The sequence below is a fragment of the Vibrio ruber DSM 16370 genome, from assembly GCF_900163965.1.
Lineage (GTDB): Bacteria > Pseudomonadota > Gammaproteobacteria > Enterobacterales > Vibrionaceae > Vibrio > Vibrio ruber.
Genome location: NZ_FULE01000018.1, coordinates 76,179 through 95,785 on the forward strand (window position 1 = coordinate 76,179; position 19,607 = coordinate 95,785).

Genomic DNA, 19,607 nt, shown 5'->3' on the forward strand with positions numbered 1-19,607 from the left:
ATTTACTCTTCATGGGGCGGAAATAAAACTTGATCAATGAGGTCACAGAGGCAGTGTAATGTAACCATATGGACTTCATGAATACGGGCAGTCCGGAGAGAAGGAATACGAATTTCTACATCGTTTTCTCCCAATAGTCCTGCCATTTCACCGCCATCTTTGCCTGTCAGGGCAATGATCGTCATATCTCGGGTCACGGCCGCTTCCATGGCTTTGATAATATTTTTACTATTACCACTGGTAGAAATGGCTAACAAGATGTCATTGGCTTGTCCAAAGGCTCGCACCTGTTTGGAAAAAATCTCTTGGTAATGGTAATCATTGGCGACGGCAGTCATTGTCGTATTGTCTGCCGTTAGCGCCATCGCCGGAAGGCTGGGGCGCTCGGTTTCGAAACGGTTGAGCAGACAAGATGCAAACTGTTGAGCGTTTGCTGATGAGCCGCCATTACCACAACAAAGGATTTTGTTACCATTAAGGAGACTGGCAACCATGGCCTGTGCCGCATGTGTAATAGCATCTGGTAATGCTTCTGCGGCAGCAATCTGAATTTGAATACTTTCAGTAAAACTAGCTTTAATGCTTTCGAGCATCGACTATCCCTGCGTTATTGCATTTTGGAACCAATCAATGTCATGGCCATCTTGATGGATGGCAATCACATCGAAACGAAAATCAGTGTCATAAGGTGATAAGCCTTGTTTTAATAGCCAAAACTGAGCAGTTTGGATTAATTTTTTAGTTTTTGTCGGTGTGACAGCTTCAGCCGCATGGCCGAAGTGGCGGTTCTTCCTATACTTTACTTCAACAAATACAGTCGTTTGTTGATCGCGCATAATCAGATCAATTTCACCTGCGCGACATGAAAAATTCTGGCTGATCAATTGTAAGCCTCGCTCCAGTAGAAAGGTAGCTGCTGCTTGTTCATAGCGAGCGCCGATCTCCCGCTGGTTAAAGTGAGCCATATTCTCCCCAGCTTAACTCTTGCTGGACGATACACTGCTTATCAATACTGAGTGTGCCAGTCTGCCCCTCAACCTGATACCCCTCGACCGCTTTCATTTGCGGGAGTGATGTCATTAAAGTGTATGCATCCATTCCCATTGCTTTCAGTCGTTTCTCAGCATTGGAATCTTTCGGCCACAACTCTTCCATCTGTTCTTTAGTCGCAGCTTGAGGTTTGAGCAGTAACGGGATATCACTAAATGTGACACCTGAGAGATCTTCATATTGATTACTACTATTACTCCGGGAGCTGGCAAACAGTTTTGGTTGTGTTGTGTCCGGATTAATTGCCACTTCGATAAATGGCTTGAGTAGTGTGAGTTCTGCACTGTTAGCAACAATATAAACTGTATCGATATCGCGTCTGCTACGAGGCTGATTTTCCAGCTTTATATTGAGTAACGCTTCCATTTGAGCAATATTTTTTTGACTGTCTTGTAGGCCAAAGACAGCATTGATGTTTTGCTGTAAGTGACGTTTGTCGCCAAACATACTAACCGTAACTGGATGTTTACTATATTTTTTCCACTCTTGCTGGAAGGCATCTGCGACTCTTTCTCCGTAACTTCCTTGAGGTACAAGGAGCATCGGATACTGATATCCCTGACGGAACAAATGTTTTGCAGTTTGGCTGGCCTCTTGTTCAGGAGACAGGGCAAAATAACATGCAGCTGAATTCGAACCGATATTTTCAGGAATATTTAAGGCTAACATCGGAATTTGATGTTTTTTCTGTTTCTCTATCTGTTGTAGTTGGGTGATATCTTCTTTGATCAGCGGCCCGACAACGAAATCGGTGTGCTCTTGCATCAACTGATTCACCGTATCTGAAAATGACTGTTCGTTGGTATCGATCACATTCAGCGTCATATCCGGATCTCTGTCCCGATCATTCATCATCGCAAACATAAATCCATCGCGGATTAATTGAGCCTGCTGAGAAAATTTACCACTCAGTGGCAGGAGCAAAGCGGTTCTTTTCGGGGTTGAGATTTTCATAGCGAGCACCGCTTTGACGCCACCGGGTATATGAATCGCTGCCGGATGATGGCTATTCTCAGCCAACCATTTTTCCAGTGTATTTTTGAGTTGGGAGAGATCACCATCCAGTGTCTTCATATAAATGGCAAGCTGTAGCCAGCCGGCTAATTCATCTTCATCTGATGAAACATTTAAGTCGGTAATCTCTGTTGCGGAATAATGTGAAAGGTTTTGCCAGATCTGACGGGCAACTTTCGGTTGAATATTCTGCGGGCTCAGGTCATAAACTTCGATTAAAGCCCGAGCTGCATCAAACCATTTTTCAAGACTTATAAAAATATCAGCCTTAGTCTGATAGAATGCTAACCATTGAGCATCAGGCAACTTCCACCACGGTTTAAAAACCAGTCGTTCAAGTGCTGCTTCATTCTGATCATTATTCAAAAACAGTCTGGCTCGGGCAAGTTGCCATTCCGCTTGCTGTGTTTCTGTCAGTTTTTGTTTGGTAAGCCGGAATAACAGCAGATTCGCCTGTGCGACTTGGTTGTCTTTCACTGCTGCTTTAAGCGCCATGATCAGCCAGTCATTTTGTATTGACCCTTCATTGCTGTCGGCTCTCATGAGATAGTCCCGGGAACTGAGTGTCGGATTTTGAGTAATATCGACACCGTTCGAGTCTATTGAATTGGAAGCACATGCCGCAAGAAGGATTGTGAATGTAATCTGAGTGATTAGGCGTGCCACATTGAGTCTGTTATGCTTTTTCTGAGCCATGAGCTGTACATTATTCCGGTAAAATTGTCTCTATAATAATCTTTGAAGTGATGATAAACAAATGACTAATCATAAAACGTTGCAGGAGCAAGCGCCAACACTATACATTGTTCCCACGCCAATTGGTAATTTAGGCGATATAACGCAAAGAGCCATCGATATTCTTTCTCAGGTCGACATAATTGCTGCGGAGGATACGCGCCACACCGGGAAGCTTTTATCTCACCTGAACATTCAAACTAAAACGTTTTCTCTCCATGATCATAATGAGCAGGAGAAAGCTTCGTTGTTGGTTGATAAACTGTTATCCGGACAGTCGATTGCTTTAGTGTCTGATGCCGGAACACCATTAATCAGCGATCCAGGATATCATCTTGTAAAACTTTGTCGTCAGGCGGGTGTAAAAGTCGTGCCTTTGCCCGGTGCTTGTGCTGTCATCGCGGCATTGAGTGCTTCCGGTTTACCATCGGATCGATTTAGTTTTGAAGGATTTCTCCCCCCGAAAACAAAAGCTCGTAAAGACAAGATAGCAGATATCGCGCACGATGAGCGGACTTGTATTTTCTATGAATCCACTCATCGCCTCATTGAATCACTCCACGATTTACAGGAAGTGCTCGGTTCTGAGCGAGAAGTCGTTCTGGCAAGAGAACTGACGAAAACCTTTGAGACGATTCAGGGATTGCCGTTGGGAGAACTGATCCCGTGGGTGATGGCCGATGAAAACCGTCGCAAGGGTGAAATGGTGTTACTTATTCATGGGTATCGGCGTTCTGAGTCAGATGAATTTTCTGAGGACGCTGTTCGAATGCTTAAAATCCTCGTTCAGGAGCTTCCTTTGAAAAAAGCTGCCGGGCTGGTAGCTGAAATGTACCACCTGAAGAAAAATGCACTTTATAAGTGGGGACTTGAACATCTGGATTGATGCGGATGAACTATGGAAAAGCCCCGTTCAGCGGCTGTTGAACGGGGCTTTTTCTTGTCTGACGTTGTTGCTGAACCGTCTTGTTTTCTCTAATCAGAGCGAATCGGAGTATGGCTACCGATCTTCAGAGAATTCTCTTCAGGACATCATTTTTTCTATCGAATAAACGGTGCCTTAACGCGCCAATAATACCATTCAAGTTGCTTCTGCTGCAGAACAGCAATCCAATGTAGCCGAGGATATTAACCGGAGCTTGGTTGGGATTCATGAATCTTCTACCAAGCTCAAAGAAATTGTGAGTGAGTTGGAAAGCAGCAATACCAATAGTTCTAAAGCTGTAGCAGAACTCACGGCCATTTTGTCTTTATTGAAAGTGAAGTAATCAGCTGTGCATCGTTCGCTTCCGTAAGCGTGGCATTTTTCATCAAAATGCCACGCTTTTTCATTGAGAACGGTTCTCTTGATAAGAGATTGATTTATCAAACTATCGTTGCCTCATGGAGCCCCCACTTCGTTCGGGTGGTTTGCCATTAATTGACGCATTTGAACCATAATCCAATCCGTTAGCGTCGAGCGAGGGCTTTGAATCAGTGTGACAATACCGACTTCCATAAAGCGGTCCGATAATATGTCACTTTTGGCAATTTTGAGTTGTTGTGAAAACCATTCCGTGCTGGCTATGTGTTCAGGCACAATCGCCCATCCTTGATTTTGTGTGACCAATTCACAAATTAAATAATAACTGTCGATATCCCAATGATCCGGACTGAAGGCGTGTTCGCGATTTTCCCCGGAGCGATTGCATAAGACGAATTGTCGATACTGCCGTAATTGCGCCAGGCTTAGAATATCTTCATTGGCCAGTGGGTGCTGTTTACCAATAATGAGCACCTTTTTTAAATAGCCGAGCGTGTGTAATTGTAATTTGGCGGGTAATTCATTGTGACTGATCATGAGGCCAATATCTGCATTATGCTGGGCAATGGCAACTGCGATATCATCTCGGGAACCGTTGGTGATAACCAAGTGAGTGTTAGGAAAGGTATTGCTGAGTTGGGGGAAAATGGTATGGATGGTTTCTAAAGGAAGCGCCTCGTCTATGGCAATACGTAATGAAATCGGCTCCTGACTCGCGGCTGTTAAGGCTCTTGATTCTAAGCGTAAGCATTGGTTCAGAACGGCCTGCGCTTCGGGCAGCATTTCTTTGCCTAATGATGTAAGCACCGGAAACTTAGAGCGGCGATCAAACAACTCAAAGCCTAAATCAAGTTCTAAATTGGCAATGGCACTGCTAATTCGAGATTGCGCTTTATTCAGCTTTCTTCCCGCAGCCGAAAACGATCCCAATTCAGCGGCCGTTACAAACGCGAGTAGTTGATCAAGAGTCCAGTTCATTCATGCCTCCAGTGCACTCATCTTCAGTTTACTTATATTCAATTTGAGTATGTTTCCCAAGCTTGCTTGCTGAGTTTATCACCTATCCCATAAGCGGATAGTAACTAACTTTTTTATATCTTAATTTGTCATATTATGCTTCCACTTTTATGCAATGGGAGAGGTAAAATGCCAACCGTGACACCAACTCAGCTACCCCAGTCGGTCGCACAGGCCTTTTGGCGTTTTGCGATTCCTTCTATCGTTGCCATGCTGGTGAGTGGTTTGTATCAGATCATCGATGGCTTCTTTGTCGGACGTTATGTCGGAAGTGAAGGATTAGCCGGAATCAATATGGCGATTCCATTATTGGGTCTGATCATGGGCTTTGGGCTTCTCATCGGCATGGGCGGTGGCAGTGTATTGTCCCAGTATCGCGGCGAGAAGAACCTTTATGCAACGCAAGCAACACTGGTGACGGCTCTGTTTTTGGTGGTCGGCATTGGCTTATTTGCCTCACTGGTATTTATTACCTTCGGTAAAAGTGGTTTGCACCTGCAAGGTGCGACGGGTCACACGCTGATGCTGAGTTGGCAGTATGTTGAAATCATGTCGTATGGGGCTTTGATTTCCATTGGCGCCAGTGCGATGCCGATGCTAGTGCGTAATGATGATAGTCCGAATATGGCCACGCTTTTTATTGTGGTCGGGGCATTAATGAATATTGTTTTGGACTATGTCTTTTTAGGGATGTTAGGCATGGGGTTAAAAGGGGCGGCGGTCGCAACCTTGATTGCACAGCTTGCGACATGCGTTTTATGCCTGAGGTATTTTATCTCGTCCAAAGCAAAAACCATCTTATCGTTCAATCAGTTTGATAGCAGTATCGCTAAGCGAATGATGCAGTTGGGCGCGTCAAACTTGGTGATGTTTATCTATATGAGTTTTATCATCGCCCTGCACAACCGACTCTTTATGGACTATGGGGACACGACCCAATTGGCAGCGTTTGCCATCGTCGGTTATTTAGCCAGTTGTTATTACTTTTTTGCTGAAGGTCTGGTCAGTGGTTTGCAGCCGCCAGTCAGTTATTACCTTGGGGCAAAGCAGTACCAGCGCATTATCCAAACCGTGAAATTAGCATTTTCTGTGACCGTCGGTTCCGGCATTGCTGTGGTCATTGTATTGAATTGCTTCCCGGAATTTTTTGCCAGCTTCTTTACGCATGCGAACGAGCCGTTAATTGAGGCCACCAAAGTTGGGATTCGTTTGCATTTGATGGCGCTGTTTTTAGATGGTTTCTTATTTATGGCGTCGATTTACTTTGTCGCGGTAGGGAAAGGCGGCCAAGCCTTGTTTGTTTCGGTTGGCAACATGGTGGTGCAATTGCCTTTCTTGTTTATCTTACCAAGACTGTGGGGGATTGAAGGCGTATGGTTGTCGGTACCGTTATCAAACATTGTTTTCACGGCGATTGTATTACCGATGCTATTAATAAATTTAAACGGTTTGAGAAATAAACAACCGCTTTCGGCGGAAGCTGCCCTCTTATCTAAATGTCAGCAATAAGTGGGAACAAAACATCCGGATTGATACGGTTCAATCATATTGATATTGGATGGAAAAACAGGCAGTCGTTTTTTCATCGGTAGACAGCGTTCTCCTTTCTCTATACAATTCGCGCTCGGAGTTGACTGGGTAGTCGCTGCTTTATTGATGTCCTTTGGTTTTACCGGGGAGACTGATAAAGGGGAGGAAAGTCCGGGCTCCATAGAGCAGGGTGCCAGGTAACGCCTGGGGAGCGAGAGCTCACGACAAGTGCAGCAGAGAGAAGACCGCCGATGACCCTTGTGGTCAGGTAAGGGTGAAAGGGTGCGGTAAGAGCGCACCGTGCGTCTGGTAACAGTTCGTAGCAAGGTAAACTCCACCCGGAGCAAGACCAAATAGGCTCTCGTATGGCGTGGCTCGCGTCTGGGAGCGGGTAGGTTGCTTGAGCCAGTGAGCGATTGCTGGCCTAGAGGAATGGCTACTACCGTTGCAAAACGGAACAGAACCCGGCTTATAGGTTAACTCCGGCTATTCTTGACCCATCATGATATTCAGTCATGATGGGTTTTTTGCTTTATATTGACGTTATCTGTCCCAGATCGTTTAAACTTGGCGCAATATCACGTCTGGTATTCGGGAAGACGGTAGCAGTGTTTCTGGCATTCTACTACCATAGTGTCCTGAGCAAGTTTAACGTATTCGGCCCTTGTGTTTGTTGCATATGGGATGGGTTGCTTGCATAGGTTTTACGAGAGAACGAATGACGCAAACTACATTTCAGCATATTTCCGTCCTGTTGGATGAATCCATCCGAGGGTTGGATATCAAACCCGACGGTATCTACATCGACGGCACGTTTGGCCGGGGTGGGCATTCGCGCACGATTTTGTCCAAACTCGGGCCTCGGGGAAAACTCTACAGTATTGATCGTGATCCACAGGCAATTGAAGCTGCTAGACAGATTGATGATCCCCGTTTTACGATTATTCACGGCCCTTTTTCTGCAATCGCTGATTATGCTGAGGAATATGGCTTGAGCGGTAAAGTGGACGGAGTTCTGCTTGACTTGGGCGTCTCTTCACCTCAGTTAGATGATGCGGATCGCGGCTTCAGTTTTTTAAAAGATGGGCCGCTGGATATGCGGATGGATCCGACATCCGGTATTCCTGTTTCGCAGTGGCTGAATGATGCGGATTTGGATGACATTACTTGGGTTATTCGTGAATTTGGTGAAGATCGTTACGCTCGCAGAATTGCCAAAGCGATTATTGAATATCGCAGTGATGAAGAAAATGAACCGTTATTACGAACCCGGCAACTGGCTCAACTGATTGCCGATGTTGTACCGAAGAATTATAAAGAGAAGAAACATCCGGCAACCCGCGCTTTTCAGGCATTTCGGATTTATATCAATAGTGAACTGGAAGAGATTGATTGCGCATTAAAAGGTGCGTTATCGATACTTGCACCGCAAGGGCGTTTATCCGTAATTAGTTTTCATTCGTTAGAAGACCGGATGGTGAAACATTTCATGCGCAAAGAAAGTAAAGGGCCTGAAGTGCCTCATGGGCTTCCTCTGACGGATGCTCAGATTCAGGCGTTGGGGAGTGCTCGTCTAAAAACGGTTGGTAAGGCGATCAAACCTTCAGAGCAAGAGGTCGCACAAAATACCCGCTCCAGAAGTTCAGTGCTCCGGATTGCGGAAAAATTGGCATGACCGAGATGAAAAACAGCAAATCCAGCCCGAATTTAGCTTGGTTAATTTTAACCGATCTATTTACCGCAGGGCGCTTAGCGCTGTTTTTGCTTTTCATTATGTTCGTCACTGCGATGGGAATCGTATTTACCACGCATCAAGCCCGACTCGCTATCACGGCACGCGAACATGAGATGGTTGAACGAGAACATTTAGACAGTGAATGGCGGAATCTGTTATTGGAAGAAACTGCGCTTTCAGATAACAGTCGAGTTCAGGATTTGGCTCAGAAAGACCTGAATATGATTCGTCCCGATGCAGACAAGGAAGTGGTAGTTCCTCTGAAATGAAAAAGATAGAGTCTTCTCCCAAAAAGCAGCCTTCTCAAAGCCATGTTTTCATCCGTTGGCGCTTCTATATCATTTTATTCTTCATTTTCTCTGCCTTTGCGATTCTGATTGGACGTACTGCCTATATACAGGTGGTTGAGCCTGATAACTTGGTGTATCAGGGGGATTTGCGCTCGATCCGTGCGAAAACAATTCCGTCAGCGCGGGGAATCATTTCTGATCGGAACGGAGAGCCGCTGGCTGTAAGCGTACCTGTTGATGCTGTCTGGGCCGATCCCGCCACGATTTTTAAATACCATGAATTGGATGACAGGAACCGATGGTACGCTTTGGCTGATGTTTTGGGGCTCGATCGGCAGGCTTTGATTGATAAAATTTCTGAAAATAAAAGTCGTCGTTTTATCTACCTGCAGCGTCAGGTGAACCCACCGATGGCAAAATATATTCGTGAGCTGAAGTTAAAAGGGGTTGGCCTGAAGTCAGAATCGCGGCGTTATTATCCTTCTGGTGAAGTTAGTGCTCACTTAATTGGTGTGACCGGAATTGACGGTCATGGATTAGAAGGCGTCGAGAAAAGTTATGACAACTGGCTCAGTGGCGAAGCCGGCAAGCAGGTGATTCGTAAAGACCGTTACGGTCGGGTGGTTGAAAATATTGCTTTAGAAGCCAAGCAAGAAGGTAAACCACTGCAGCTCACCATTGATCAACGAATTCAGGCCATTGCTTATCGGGCGGTGAAACAAGCTAAGGCGGATCACCGGGCGACATCGGCATCGGCGATTGTTGTCGATGTCAAAAGCGGTGCCATTCTGGCAATGGTCAATGCGCCATCATATAACCCGAATAATCGTTCAGATTTGCAAACTTTTCGCATGAGAAACCGGGTACTGACCGATGCTATGGAGCCGGGCTCAACAATTAAACCGTTCACAGAAATTGCCGCGCTTGAGAATGGTGTTGCCGATCAAAATACGGTGATTGATACCGAGAACGGGGTTTTTCGCATTGGCGGGAGTCGTGTCCGGGATGTGTCTCGTGTCGGAAAAGCCAACTTACAAAAAATTCTCCAAAAATCGAGCAATATTGGCGTTGCCAAATTAGCTTTGCGAATGCCAATTCAGGCGCTATTGGGAGTTTACGGCTCTGTTGGATTGGGTGAATTATCCGGATTGAATTTGGTCGGAGAATCTATGGGGATTTTTCCAAACCGGACACGGTGGTCCAAATTCGAGATTGCGACATTAGCATTCGGTTATGGTATTTCCGTTACCCCGATTCAACTGGTTCATGCCTATGCCACTTTGGGAAATTATGGTGTTTATCAACCACTGCATATTATCGAGAATAACCAGCAGGATTTGTCCAAGCAGGTGATTGATCGTGATATTGCGAAGTTAGTGCTGGGATATATGGAAACGGTGACTCAACCCGGAGGAACGGCAACCAAGGCGGCGATTCCCGGATATCGGGTTGCGGCAAAAACCGGGACATCACGAAAGGCAACAAAAGGGGGGTATAGTGATGAATATGTCAATATTACCGCTGGGATTGCACCGGTGAGTGACCCTCGTTTGGCTTTAGTGATGGTTGTGAATGAGCCGCAAGGGGATGAATATTACGGTGGCTCGGTTGCTGCGCCCTTTTTTGCTGAAATCATGAAAGGGGCACTCCAGATCATGAATATTGCGCCCGATGATAATCAGCCCCGAAGTAAATAAGGAATACATATGTGTGAAAGTATATCGATTGCGGCATTGATTTCTCCTTGGCTTCAGTTAGAGGCAACCACATATGCTGATATCCCGGTTCAGCGACTGGTTCTCGATAGTCGACAGATTCATCCCGGAGATACATTTGTTGCGGTTATCGGCCATCACATCGATGGGCGGACGTTTATTGATGCTGCTGTTACAGCAGGAGCCAGCCTGATTATTGCCCAGTCAGACCCACAGAAACCACACGGCACCATCGAGACTCACACTTCAGTGCCGATCATCTATTTGGATGATCTGAATACACATCTTTCTGAATTAGCAGGGCGTCTGTATCGTCATCCGAGCCAACATCACTCGCTGGTCGGGGTTACGGGGACGAATGGCAAAACAACGATTTCTCAACTGATTGCGCAGTGGTTAAATTTATTAGGGAATCGATGTGCGGTGATGGGCACGACCGGCAACGGTTTTCTGGAACAGTTAAAGCCTGTCGGGAATACAACCGGCAGTGCAATTGAAATTCAGCAAACACTATCTGCTTTGATGAATCAAGGGGCGAACTATACAGCGATGGAAGTCTCATCCCACGGTTTGGTGCAAGGGCGGGTGAAAGCTTTGTGTTTTGATGTGGGCGTTTTTTCCAACTTAAGTCGAGATCACCTTGATTATCATGGTGATATGGAGACTTATGCGCAAGCGAAGAAGTTACTGTTTTGCACACATCAGTGCCAGCGCGCAGTGATTAATGCCGATGATCCGGTTGGGCGTTCATGGTGTGATGAATTGGATGATGTGATCGGTGTCTCTTTGTCGGAGCGTCCGCAAACCCGGCTTGGTGTCTGGGCGACGGATATCCGTTATAGCAAAGATGGCATTCATCTCTCTTTTGATAGTTCATGGGGAAGCGGGCATTTTTCTGTCCCTTTGATTGGGGCATTTAATGCCAGTAATGTGTTGCTGACTTTTGCGACGATGCTGGTGCTCGGATTTGATAAAGATGATTTAACCGCGACAGCCGGGCGTTTATGTCCTGTGGTCGGCCGTATGGAACTGTTCCAAAAAGCCGGACGTGCAAAAATTGTGGTTGATTATGCCCACACGCCTGACGCACTGGAAAAAGCACTCTCTGCGCTGAGGGTTCATTGCCGTGGCAAGTTATGGGTCATCTTTGGCTGTGGTGGTGATCGGGATCGGGGCAAGCGCCCGCTGATGGCTGCCATTGCTGAGCGATTGGCTGACCGTGTCGTTCTGACGGATGATAATCCACGTAGTGAAGCCGCCCGGCAGATTATTGAGGATATGTTACACGGCTTACACTCTCCGATGGATGTGAAGATTGAACATCAGCGGCAAAAAGCAACTGAATTCGCCCTATCCCATGCTGATGAAAACGATATTATCCTGCTGGCAGGAAAAGGGCATGAAGATTATCAGGTTACGGCTGAGGGTGTTCATCATTACTCTGACCGGGAGACAGCAATAAGACTGTTGGAGTTAACAGCATGATTCAGGTTTTATTATCACAATTGGCGAACGTTCTTGATGCAGAACTGATCGGTAATGATCTCTGCATCCATTCAATCTCAACGGATACCCGTCATATTGATAGCGGGGCATTATTTATTGCTTTGTCCGGTGAACGTTTTGATGCACATGATTTTGCGGATCATGCAATTGAACAAGGGGCTCAGGCGTTATTGGTAAGTCGGGCACTACCGGTGAACGTACCTCAGATCATTGTTCGTGATACTCGCCAAGCTTTAGGCACAGTCGCGGCATGGGTTCATCAACAGTGTCAGACAAAAACTGTCGCGATTACGGGCAGTTGCGGTAAAACGACTGTCAAAGAAATGGTTGCGGAGATTTTATCCCAAAAAGGTCGGGTGCTATACACTCAAGGGAATTTCAACAATGAAATTGGCGTACCTTTGACATTACTCCGCTCTTGCCCTGAAGATGACTTTGCTATTATTGAGCTGGGGGCAAATCATGTCGGTGAAATTGCCTATACGACCCGACTCGTCAGACCGGATGCGGCAATGGTTAATAATGTTGCGGCTTCTCACTTAGAAGGTTTTGGGTCGATGGAGGGAGTCAAGGTTGCCAAAGGGGAGATCTTTGAAGGGTTAGCCCCCGGAGCGACAGCGATCATTAACCTCGATAGTCAGGGGGAGGCGCTGTGGGAAAAGGTTCTCGCGGATAAACACGTTGTTACGTTTTCTCGGCAACATGCGTCTGCTGATTTTTATGCACAGTCAGTTCGTCTGGATTCATCTGCTCGTCCGAGTTTTACTCTGGTTTCACCGCAAGGCCAGCGAGATATTCAATTGAATATTATCGGTGAACATAATATTGCCAATGCCTTGGCTGCGGCTGCATTGGCGATGGCTGCCGGTGCCACATTAGATGAAATAAAAACAGGATTAGCTAACGCAAGAAATGTGCAGGGGCGCGTGGATATGTCGATGCTCACACCCCAAATTCGTCTGATTGATGATAGCTATAATGCCAGTGTACCGGCGGTAAAATCAGCCATTGATCTGCTGGCAACATTCTCCGCAGTGCGATGGCTTATTCTGGGAAATATGGCTGAGTTAGGTGATGAAAGTCTTGCACTTCACCGTCAAGTCGGTGAACATGCAGCACCCTTTGGGTTTGATTATGTGCTGACATATGGCGAAGATGCCAAAGTTATCAGTGAGGTGTGCCAAGGCAGACATTTTTCTTCACACCAACACATGATGGAGTATATCGAGCAGCAACTCGATAATCATCAAAATCAAGAGCATGTTTTACTGGTCAAAGGCGCACATAGTGCCGGCATGGGTAAGATAGTTGCTGCTCTCAAGGAGAAATACGCATGATTATTTGGCTTGCAGAATTATTACAGCCATATTTTTCTTTTTTTCGTCTGTTTGAATATTTGTCATTCAGGGCTATTGTCAGTATTTTGACTGCATTGGGACTTTCCCTCTGGATGGGGCCGCGTCTTATCAAGCGACTTCAATTGCTACAAATCGGGCAAGTTGTTCGTAATGATGGGCCTGAATCTCATTTCAGCAAGCGCGGTACACCGACAATGGGCGGGGTGATGATTCTCGCATCCATTTTTATTACGGTGCTACTGTGGACGGATTTATCTAATCCTTATGTCTGGGCAGTAATGTTTGTACTGCTCGGCTACGGTGTCGTTGGTTTTGTCGATGATTATCGTAAAGTTGTGCGCAAAAATACCGATGGTCTGATCGCACGCTGGAAGTATTTTTGGCAGTCTCTGATTGCTTTATGTGTTGCATTTGCTTTGTATATGCATGGTAAAGATACCAGTGCAACAGAACTCGTGGTGCCTTTCTTTAAAGATGTCATGCCACAATTGGGGATGTTTTACATCGTCCTGACTTACTTTGTTATTGTCGGTACCAGCAACGCGGTCAACCTGACCGATGGACTGGATGGATTGGCGATTATGCCGACCGTTTTAGTCGCTGCCGGTTTTGGTGTGATTTCCTGGGCTACCGGAAATGTGAACTTTGCCAATTATCTCCATATACCTTATATCGCTGATGCTTCCGAGCTTTCTGTTGTCTGTACTGCGATTGTCGGCGCCGGGCTTGGATTTCTGTGGTTCAATACTTATCCGGCTCAGGTATTTATGGGCGATGTCGGATCACTGGCTTTAGGTGGCGCGCTGGGAACCATTGCTGTACTGGTTCGGCAGGAGTTTGTGCTGGTGATTATGGGCGGAGTCTTTGTGATGGAAACGCTTTCGGTGATCCTACAAGTCGGCTCCTATAAATTGCGTGGACAACGTATTTTCAGAATGGCACCGATTCATCATCACTACGAATTAAAAGGGTGGCCTGAGCCGCGTGTGATTGTGCGTTTCTGGATTATTTCAATTGTGCTGGTTTTAATTGGCCTGGCAACACTGAAAGTCCGTTGATACTTTGTTTCATCGAGTTACAGAGTTTCATCAAGTTACAGAGATTTGTATGATGCTGTACTATGGTGGTTTTGGGGTGGCGATATTGTCTATCTTAGAGTAATAGCTTAAGCATAGACTTGGAATGGCGTAGTTAAGATGAATGATTGGCAAGATGTAAAGAATGTCGTTGTCGTTGGTTTAGGAATCACGGGTCTTTCGGTTGTGAAATATCTTGATAGATATCATCCGAATATTGCTGTCAAAGTTATCGATACCCGAGAGAATCCTCCGGGATTGAGTGAATTACCGGCCGGGATTGCATGTCATCAAGGTGGCTGGTGCAATGAATGGCTGGCCGCAGCTGATCTCGTCGTTATTAATCCCGGAATCGCGTTAGCAACACCAGAAATTCAGCAAGTCATTCAGACCGGTACACCGGTTGTCGGTGATATTGAGCTATTTGCCTGGCATGTCGATCAACCTGTCATCGCCATTACCGGTTCCAACGGGAAGAGTACCGTCACTGATTTAACCGGAAAAATGGCCGCAGCGACCGGTCTTCGGGTTGCGGTCGGTGGTAACATCGGTATTCCGGCACTGGATTTGATTGATGAGTCGGTTGAACTGTATGTTCTGGAGCTTTCCAGTTTTCAGTTAGAAACCACAAGTCATCTCAAACTGAAAGCCGCGGCATTTTTGAATTTGTCTGAAGATCACATGGATCGATACCGGGATATTGAAGGGTACCGCCAAGCAAAACTGCGTATTTTTAATCATGCCCAAGCCGCTATCGTCAATTGTGACGACCCCCTTACATTTCCTGATACATTTTCAGGCGCGGTGGTCACATTCTCCATCTCACAAGCGGCTGATTTCTCTGTTCAGTATATCGATGAATGTGAATATCTGGTGGCGGATGGGCGCCCGGTGATAGCCTGTGATCAACTCAAGTTAGTCGGACGGCATAACCTTGCCAATGTTCTGACAGTACTGGCACTGTTGCAACACGCAGGGATTGGCTATGAAAAAGGGCTTGATACCCTCAAGTCTTACACAGGACTGACACATCGGTGTCAGGTTGTTGCCGATAATCGTGGGATTCAGTGGGTCAATGATTCTAAGGCGACGAATGTTGCCAGTACATTGGCAGCGCTATCGGGTTTGACTTTAAAAGGGACGTTGTATTTGTTAGTCGGAGGTGTCGGTAAAGGCGCTGACTTCTCGCCACTGGCTCCGGTTCTGAATTCACTGAATGTCCGGCTCTGTTGTTTTGGTCGTGATGGTCAGCAGTTTATGCGGTTGCACCCGGCAGCAAAGCAGTATGAAACGATGGCTGATGTGATTACCGATATCGCACCTCAGCTCTCAGAAGGAGATATCGTGATGCTTTCACCGTCCTGTGCCAGCTTTGATCAGTTTCAGAATTTTATGGCAAGAGGTGATGCTTTTGCCGCTTTAGCACACCAATACGCATAGTGTAGGGTTATTGTGTCACTCGTATCGAAAGCAACTGCCAGAATTATTCAATGGCTGAAGACGCCGAGTCCTCAGGTGTTGTTTGATCGACAGTTGGTATGGATTGCACTGGGACTGATGTTAATCGGTTTGGTGATGGTAACTTCGGCATCATTTCCTGTCAGTTCGCGACTGACCGATCAACCGTTTCATTTTATGTTCCGGCAAGCGACTTTTTTAGCGTTGGCACTAGTTGTGTCTGCCATTGTTTTGCAGCTACCGTTACAGCGTTGGTTTCAGTATAGCTCACTACTATTGGCTGTCTCATTTGTGCTGTTGGTGATTGTACTGATTGCCGGAAAGTCGGTGAATGGCGCATCCCGTTGGATTCCTTTGGGGTTGTTTAACCTACAGCCCGCAGAAGTTGCAAAACTGACGTTATTTATTTTTATGTCTGGCTATTTGGTCAGAAAGCATGATGAAGTCCGGCAAACCTTTTTTGGCGGATTCATGAAACCCATCATGGTGTTCTCATGTCTGGCTATTTTGTTGTTGCTTCAGCCTGACTTGGGAACCGTTGTTGTTATGTTAGTCACTTTATTCGGCATGCTATTCATTGCCGGAGCAAAGTTGTCACAGTTTATTGCCTTGATGGTTGCCGGGGTGGTATCCGTCATCGGACTCATTATTGCAGAACCGTATCGTATTCGTCGGGTGACGTCGTTTCTCGACCCCTGGGAAGACCCTTTCGGCAGTGGTTATCAACTGACACAATCACTGATGGCTTTCGGACGGGGCGGCTGGTTTGGACAAGGGCTTGGGAACTCGATTCAAAAGCTGGAGTATTTGCCGGAGGCACATACAGATTTTGTCTTTGCCGTCTTAGCTGAAGAGCTGGGATTCGTCGGGGTTGTTTTGGTCTTACTGTTGCTGATGTGGCTGGTGATGAAAGCGGTATTCATCGGTAAAAAGGCATTTGAACATGAGCAACAGTTTGGTGGTTATCTTGCTTTCGGGATTGGTATTTGGTTTGCCTTTCAGACCTTGGTTAATGTTGGTGCCGCTGCCGGGATTGTTCCGACCAAGGGGTTAACGCTGCCACTGATTAGTTATGGTGGTTCGAGCTTAATTGTAATGTCTGTCGCGGTTTCAATTTTATTGAGAATAGATTTTGAATGCCGTCTCGCGGATGTAGAAAAAGAAGTTGTAAAGAACGCAGATGATCAAGAATAAACGTTTAATGGTAATGGCTGGCGGTACGGGCGGACATGTATTCCCCGGGCTTGCGGTTGCCAAAGCATTGCAAGCGCAAGGGTGGGAAATCCGTTGGTTGGGAACCGCCGACAGAATGGAAGCTGAATTGGTTCCTAAACACCAGATTGAGATTGATTTTATCAAAGTCAAAGGCTTGCGGGGGCAGGGCGTTCTGCGTTTACTCAAAGCGCCTTTTCAAATTATCAATGCAATTTTTCAGGCCAGAACTTATATCAAACAGTGGCAACCGGATGTGGTGTTAGGCATGGGCGGCTATGTCAGTGGCCCCGGAGGCGTTGCTGCCTGGCTGCTCGGGATTCCGGTAGTATTGCATGAACAAAATGCGGTAGCCGGTTTGACTAACCGTTGGCTGGCTCGTATTGCCCGACGTGTGTTTCAGGCCTTTCCCGGTGCATTTCCGGATGCCGATGTTGTCGGTAATCCGGTTCGCACGGACGTTGCCCGCTTGGCTGACCCTGCACAGAGAATGAAAGATCGCCATGGTCCCATTCGTATCTTGGTGATGGGCGGAAGTCAGGGGGCCCGAATTTTGAATCAGACGATGCCTGATACAATGGCATTGTTGGCGAATTATCCGGTTGAAATTCGTCATCAGGCCGGTAAGGGAAATCAGTCATCTGTAGAGGCACAATATCGCCGGCAACAGATTCAACATGTTTGTGTGACCGAATTTATTGATGATGTGGCCGAAGCTTATGCATGGGCAGATTTGCTGATCTGCCGATCCGGGGCGTTAACGGTCTCTGAAGTGGCCGCCGCCGGTGTGGGTGCGATCTTTGTGCCCTTCATGCACAAAGATCGCCAGCAGGCACTGAACGCAGATCATTTGGTCGCAGCCGGTGCTGCACTAATGATTGAACAACCCGAGCTGAGTGCGCAAAAAATGGCCGATGCGATTGCTCAACTCGATCGCAGCAGATTGCTCGATATGGCGATAAAAGCCAAACAACTCGCTCAGCCTGACGCCGATAAGATCGTAGCAAATGCGATCATCTCTTTAACTGAATAATGGAAAGTTTCATGACAATGACATATACACCTGACCTATCCCAGCTTAGAGCAATTGTTCCTGAAATGCGTCGGGTGAAGTGTATTCACTTTGTCGGGATCGGTGGTGCCGGCATGAGTGGGATTGCCGAGGTTTTGTTGAATGAAGGCTATCAGATCACCGGATCTGATATTGCAGCCAATACGATCACCGATAATTTAAAAGCAAAAGGTGCAATCATTCATATCGGGCATCAGGCAGAAAATGTTGCGCAAGCCAGTGTTGTCGTTGTTTCTAGCGCAATTGATATGAACAACCCTGAACTCGCTGAAGCCAGAGAAAGACGGGTGCCGATAGTCCGCCGGGCTGAAATGTTAGCCGAACTGATGCGCTTCCGTCATGGCATTGCTGTCGCGGGGACACATGGAAAAACGACCACGACCGCTTTAGTCACCCAAATCTATTCAGAAGCCGGATTGGATCCGACGTTCGTCAATGGCGGGTTAGTCAAGAGTGCCGGAACCAATGCAAGACTGGGCAGTAGCCGTATTCTAATCGCTGAAGCCGATGAAAGTGATGCCTCTTTCTTACACTTACAGCCGATGGTCAGTATCGTGACCAATATTGAAGCGGATCATATGGACACCTATCACGGGGATTTTGAAACGCTGAAACGAACCTTTATCGAGTTTTTGCATAATCTGCCGTTTTACGGACAGGCGATTCTCTGCATTGATGATCCTGTTGTCCGGGAGCTGATTCCTCAGTTAAGTCGGCATGTGGTTACATATGGTTTTTCACCGGATGCCGATGTCCGGATTGAAAATTATCAGCAGCGTGGCCAACAAGGTCAATTTACAGTGGTGCGCAAGGGGCGTTCTGATTTATCAATTACGTTGAATATTCCCGGCCGACACAATGCGATGAATGCAGCCGCTGCCATTGCCGTTGCGACAGAAGATGACATTGGTGATGAAGCTATCTTGAAAGCAATGGAAAGCACTCAGGGAACCGGTCGTCGCTTTGATCACTTAGGTGTATTTGATTCCGGACGCGGTAAAGTCATGCTGGTTGATGATTATGGTCATCACCCGACCGAAGTGGATGTGACTATTCAGGCAGCCAGAAGTGGCTGGGCCGAAAAACGTTTAGTGATGATTTTCCAACCCCATCGCTATAGTCGCACCCGTGACTTATACGATGATTTTGCCAATGTACTTGAGCAAGTGGATGTATTGATTATGCTTGATGTCTATCCGGCAGGAGAAAAACCAATTGCCGGTGCTGACGGGCGTTCATTGTGCCGGACGATTCGGAGTCGCGGTAAAATAGACCCGATTTTTGTTCCGGATACTCAGACATTGCCGAGTGTCCTCGCCAATGTATTACAAGATGGTGACTTAGTGTTGACTCAAGGCGCCGGTGATATTGGCAAAGTGGCGAGACAATTAGCATCATTACAGTTAAATATCGAAGAAATGCAACAAGTAGGATAAAAAACCAATATTTATCTGTTTCAAATGATGAAGAAGTTGGCATCAGAGCTAAATTTCTGTTTTTCTTTATTTGATACTTTTAGTGAGCTCAGTATAATTC

16 protein-coding genes and 1 other RNA gene are annotated in these 19,607 nt (G+C 46.5%); 13 read left to right on the forward strand and 4 right to left on the reverse strand.

The annotated features are described in order from the left end of the window. Nucleotides 1-2 precede the first annotated feature (2 nt). Genes VR7878_RS07290 through VR7878_RS07300 form a run of 3 tightly spaced genes read right to left on the reverse strand, consistent with a single transcriptional unit; the run spans nt 3 to nt 2,760 of the window. Nucleotides 3-593 (reverse strand): phosphoheptose isomerase, encoded by a 591-nt coding sequence (locus tag VR7878_RS07290; RefSeq protein WP_038183172.1) that lies wholly within the window; start codon nt 591-593, stop codon nt 3-5. Between the two features lie 3 nt (nt 594-596). Next, the gene (locus VR7878_RS07295; protein ID WP_077334805.1) at nt 597-965 is read right to left on the reverse strand and encodes a YraN family protein; all 369 of its coding nucleotides are present in this window, start codon (nt 963-965) and stop codon (nt 597-599) included. Beyond that, nucleotides 952-2,760 carry a penicillin-binding protein activator gene (locus tag VR7878_RS07300; RefSeq protein ID WP_077334807.1) on the reverse strand — a complete coding sequence of 603 codons (1,809 nt, stop codon included), beginning with the start codon at nt 2,758-2,760 and terminating at the stop codon, nt 952-954. The genes VR7878_RS07295 and VR7878_RS07300 overlap by 14 nt, the downstream gene beginning before the upstream one ends. A gap of 61 nt (nt 2,761-2,821) precedes the next feature. On the opposite strand from VR7878_RS07300, the gene rsmI reads away from it, so the two are divergent. Then, nucleotides 2,822-3,685 (forward strand): 16S rRNA (cytidine(1402)-2'-O)-methyltransferase, encoded by an 864-nt coding sequence (rsmI, locus tag VR7878_RS07305; protein ID WP_077334809.1) that lies wholly within the window; start codon nt 2,822-2,824, stop codon nt 3,683-3,685. A gap of 495 nt (nt 3,686-4,180) precedes the next feature. On the opposite strand, the gene VR7878_RS07310 is transcribed toward rsmI, so the two are convergent. Further along, nucleotides 4,181-5,080, reverse strand: a complete 900-nt coding sequence (locus VR7878_RS07310) for a LysR family transcriptional regulator (protein WP_077334811.1) — start codon at nt 5,078-5,080, stop codon at nt 4,181-4,183. A gap of 168 nt (nt 5,081-5,248) precedes the next feature. Here VR7878_RS07310 and VR7878_RS07315 point away from each other — a divergent pair, with 168 nt between their 5' ends. From VR7878_RS07315 to murC, 12 genes are all read left to right on the forward strand, one after another. Further along, nucleotides 5,249-6,628: an MATE family efflux transporter gene (locus tag VR7878_RS07315; protein ID WP_077334813.1), complete on the forward strand. Its 1,380-nt coding sequence runs from the start codon at nt 5,249-5,251 to the stop codon at nt 6,626-6,628. Nucleotides 6,629-6,745: 117 nt separating this feature from the next. Continuing rightward, nucleotides 6,746-7,137: RNase P RNA component class A (gene rnpB / locus VR7878_RS07320), an RNA gene on the forward strand. A gap of 230 nt (nt 7,138-7,367) precedes the next feature. Next, a complete protein-coding gene (gene rsmH / locus VR7878_RS07325) occupies nt 7,368-8,324 on the forward strand; it encodes a 16S rRNA (cytosine(1402)-N(4))-methyltransferase RsmH (protein WP_077334815.1) in 957 nt (318 codons plus the stop codon). 5 nt (nt 8,325-8,329) lie between these two features. Then, nucleotides 8,330-8,653 (forward strand): cell division protein FtsL, encoded by a 324-nt coding sequence (gene ftsL / locus VR7878_RS07330; RefSeq protein WP_077334904.1) that lies wholly within the window; start codon nt 8,330-8,332, stop codon nt 8,651-8,653. Beyond that, entirely contained in the window at nt 8,650-10,371 is a 1,722-nt protein-coding gene (locus VR7878_RS07335; protein ID WP_077334817.1) for a penicillin-binding transpeptidase domain-containing protein, read from the forward strand. The genes ftsL and VR7878_RS07335 overlap by 4 nt, the downstream gene beginning before the upstream one ends. Nucleotides 10,372-10,380: 9 nt before the next feature. Further along, nucleotides 10,381-11,874 (forward strand): UDP-N-acetylmuramoyl-L-alanyl-D-glutamate--2,6-diaminopimelate ligase, encoded by a 1,494-nt coding sequence (murE, locus tag VR7878_RS07340; protein WP_077334819.1) that lies wholly within the window; start codon nt 10,381-10,383, stop codon nt 11,872-11,874. Beyond that, nucleotides 11,871-13,232 (forward strand): UDP-N-acetylmuramoyl-tripeptide--D-alanyl-D-alanine ligase, encoded by a 1,362-nt coding sequence (murF, locus tag VR7878_RS07345; RefSeq protein WP_077334821.1) that lies wholly within the window; start codon nt 11,871-11,873, stop codon nt 13,230-13,232. The genes murE and murF overlap by 4 nt, the downstream gene beginning before the upstream one ends. Further along, nucleotides 13,229-14,311 (forward strand): phospho-N-acetylmuramoyl-pentapeptide-transferase, encoded by a 1,083-nt coding sequence (gene mraY / locus VR7878_RS07350; protein ID WP_077334823.1) that lies wholly within the window; start codon nt 13,229-13,231, stop codon nt 14,309-14,311. The genes murF and mraY overlap by 4 nt, the downstream gene beginning before the upstream one ends. A gap of 138 nt (nt 14,312-14,449) precedes the next feature. Continuing rightward, the gene (gene murD / locus VR7878_RS07355) at nt 14,450-15,769 is read left to right on the forward strand and encodes a UDP-N-acetylmuramoyl-L-alanine--D-glutamate ligase (protein ID WP_077334825.1); all 1,320 of its coding nucleotides are present in this window, start codon (nt 14,450-14,452) and stop codon (nt 15,767-15,769) included. A 54-nt stretch (nt 15,770-15,823) separates the two neighbouring features. Then, a complete protein-coding gene (gene ftsW / locus VR7878_RS07360; protein WP_077334906.1) occupies nt 15,824-16,981 on the forward strand; it encodes a cell division protein FtsW in 1,158 nt (385 codons plus the stop codon). Continuing rightward, nucleotides 16,968-18,032 (forward strand): undecaprenyldiphospho-muramoylpentapeptide beta-N-acetylglucosaminyltransferase, encoded by a 1,065-nt coding sequence (murG, locus tag VR7878_RS07365; protein ID WP_077334827.1) that lies wholly within the window; start codon nt 16,968-16,970, stop codon nt 18,030-18,032. The genes ftsW and murG overlap by 14 nt, the downstream gene beginning before the upstream one ends. Nucleotides 18,033-18,043: 11 nt before the next feature. Next, the gene (gene murC / locus VR7878_RS07370) at nt 18,044-19,507 is read left to right on the forward strand and encodes a UDP-N-acetylmuramate--L-alanine ligase (RefSeq protein ID WP_077334829.1); all 1,464 of its coding nucleotides are present in this window, start codon (nt 18,044-18,046) and stop codon (nt 19,505-19,507) included. Nucleotides 19,508-19,607 lie beyond the last annotated feature (100 nt).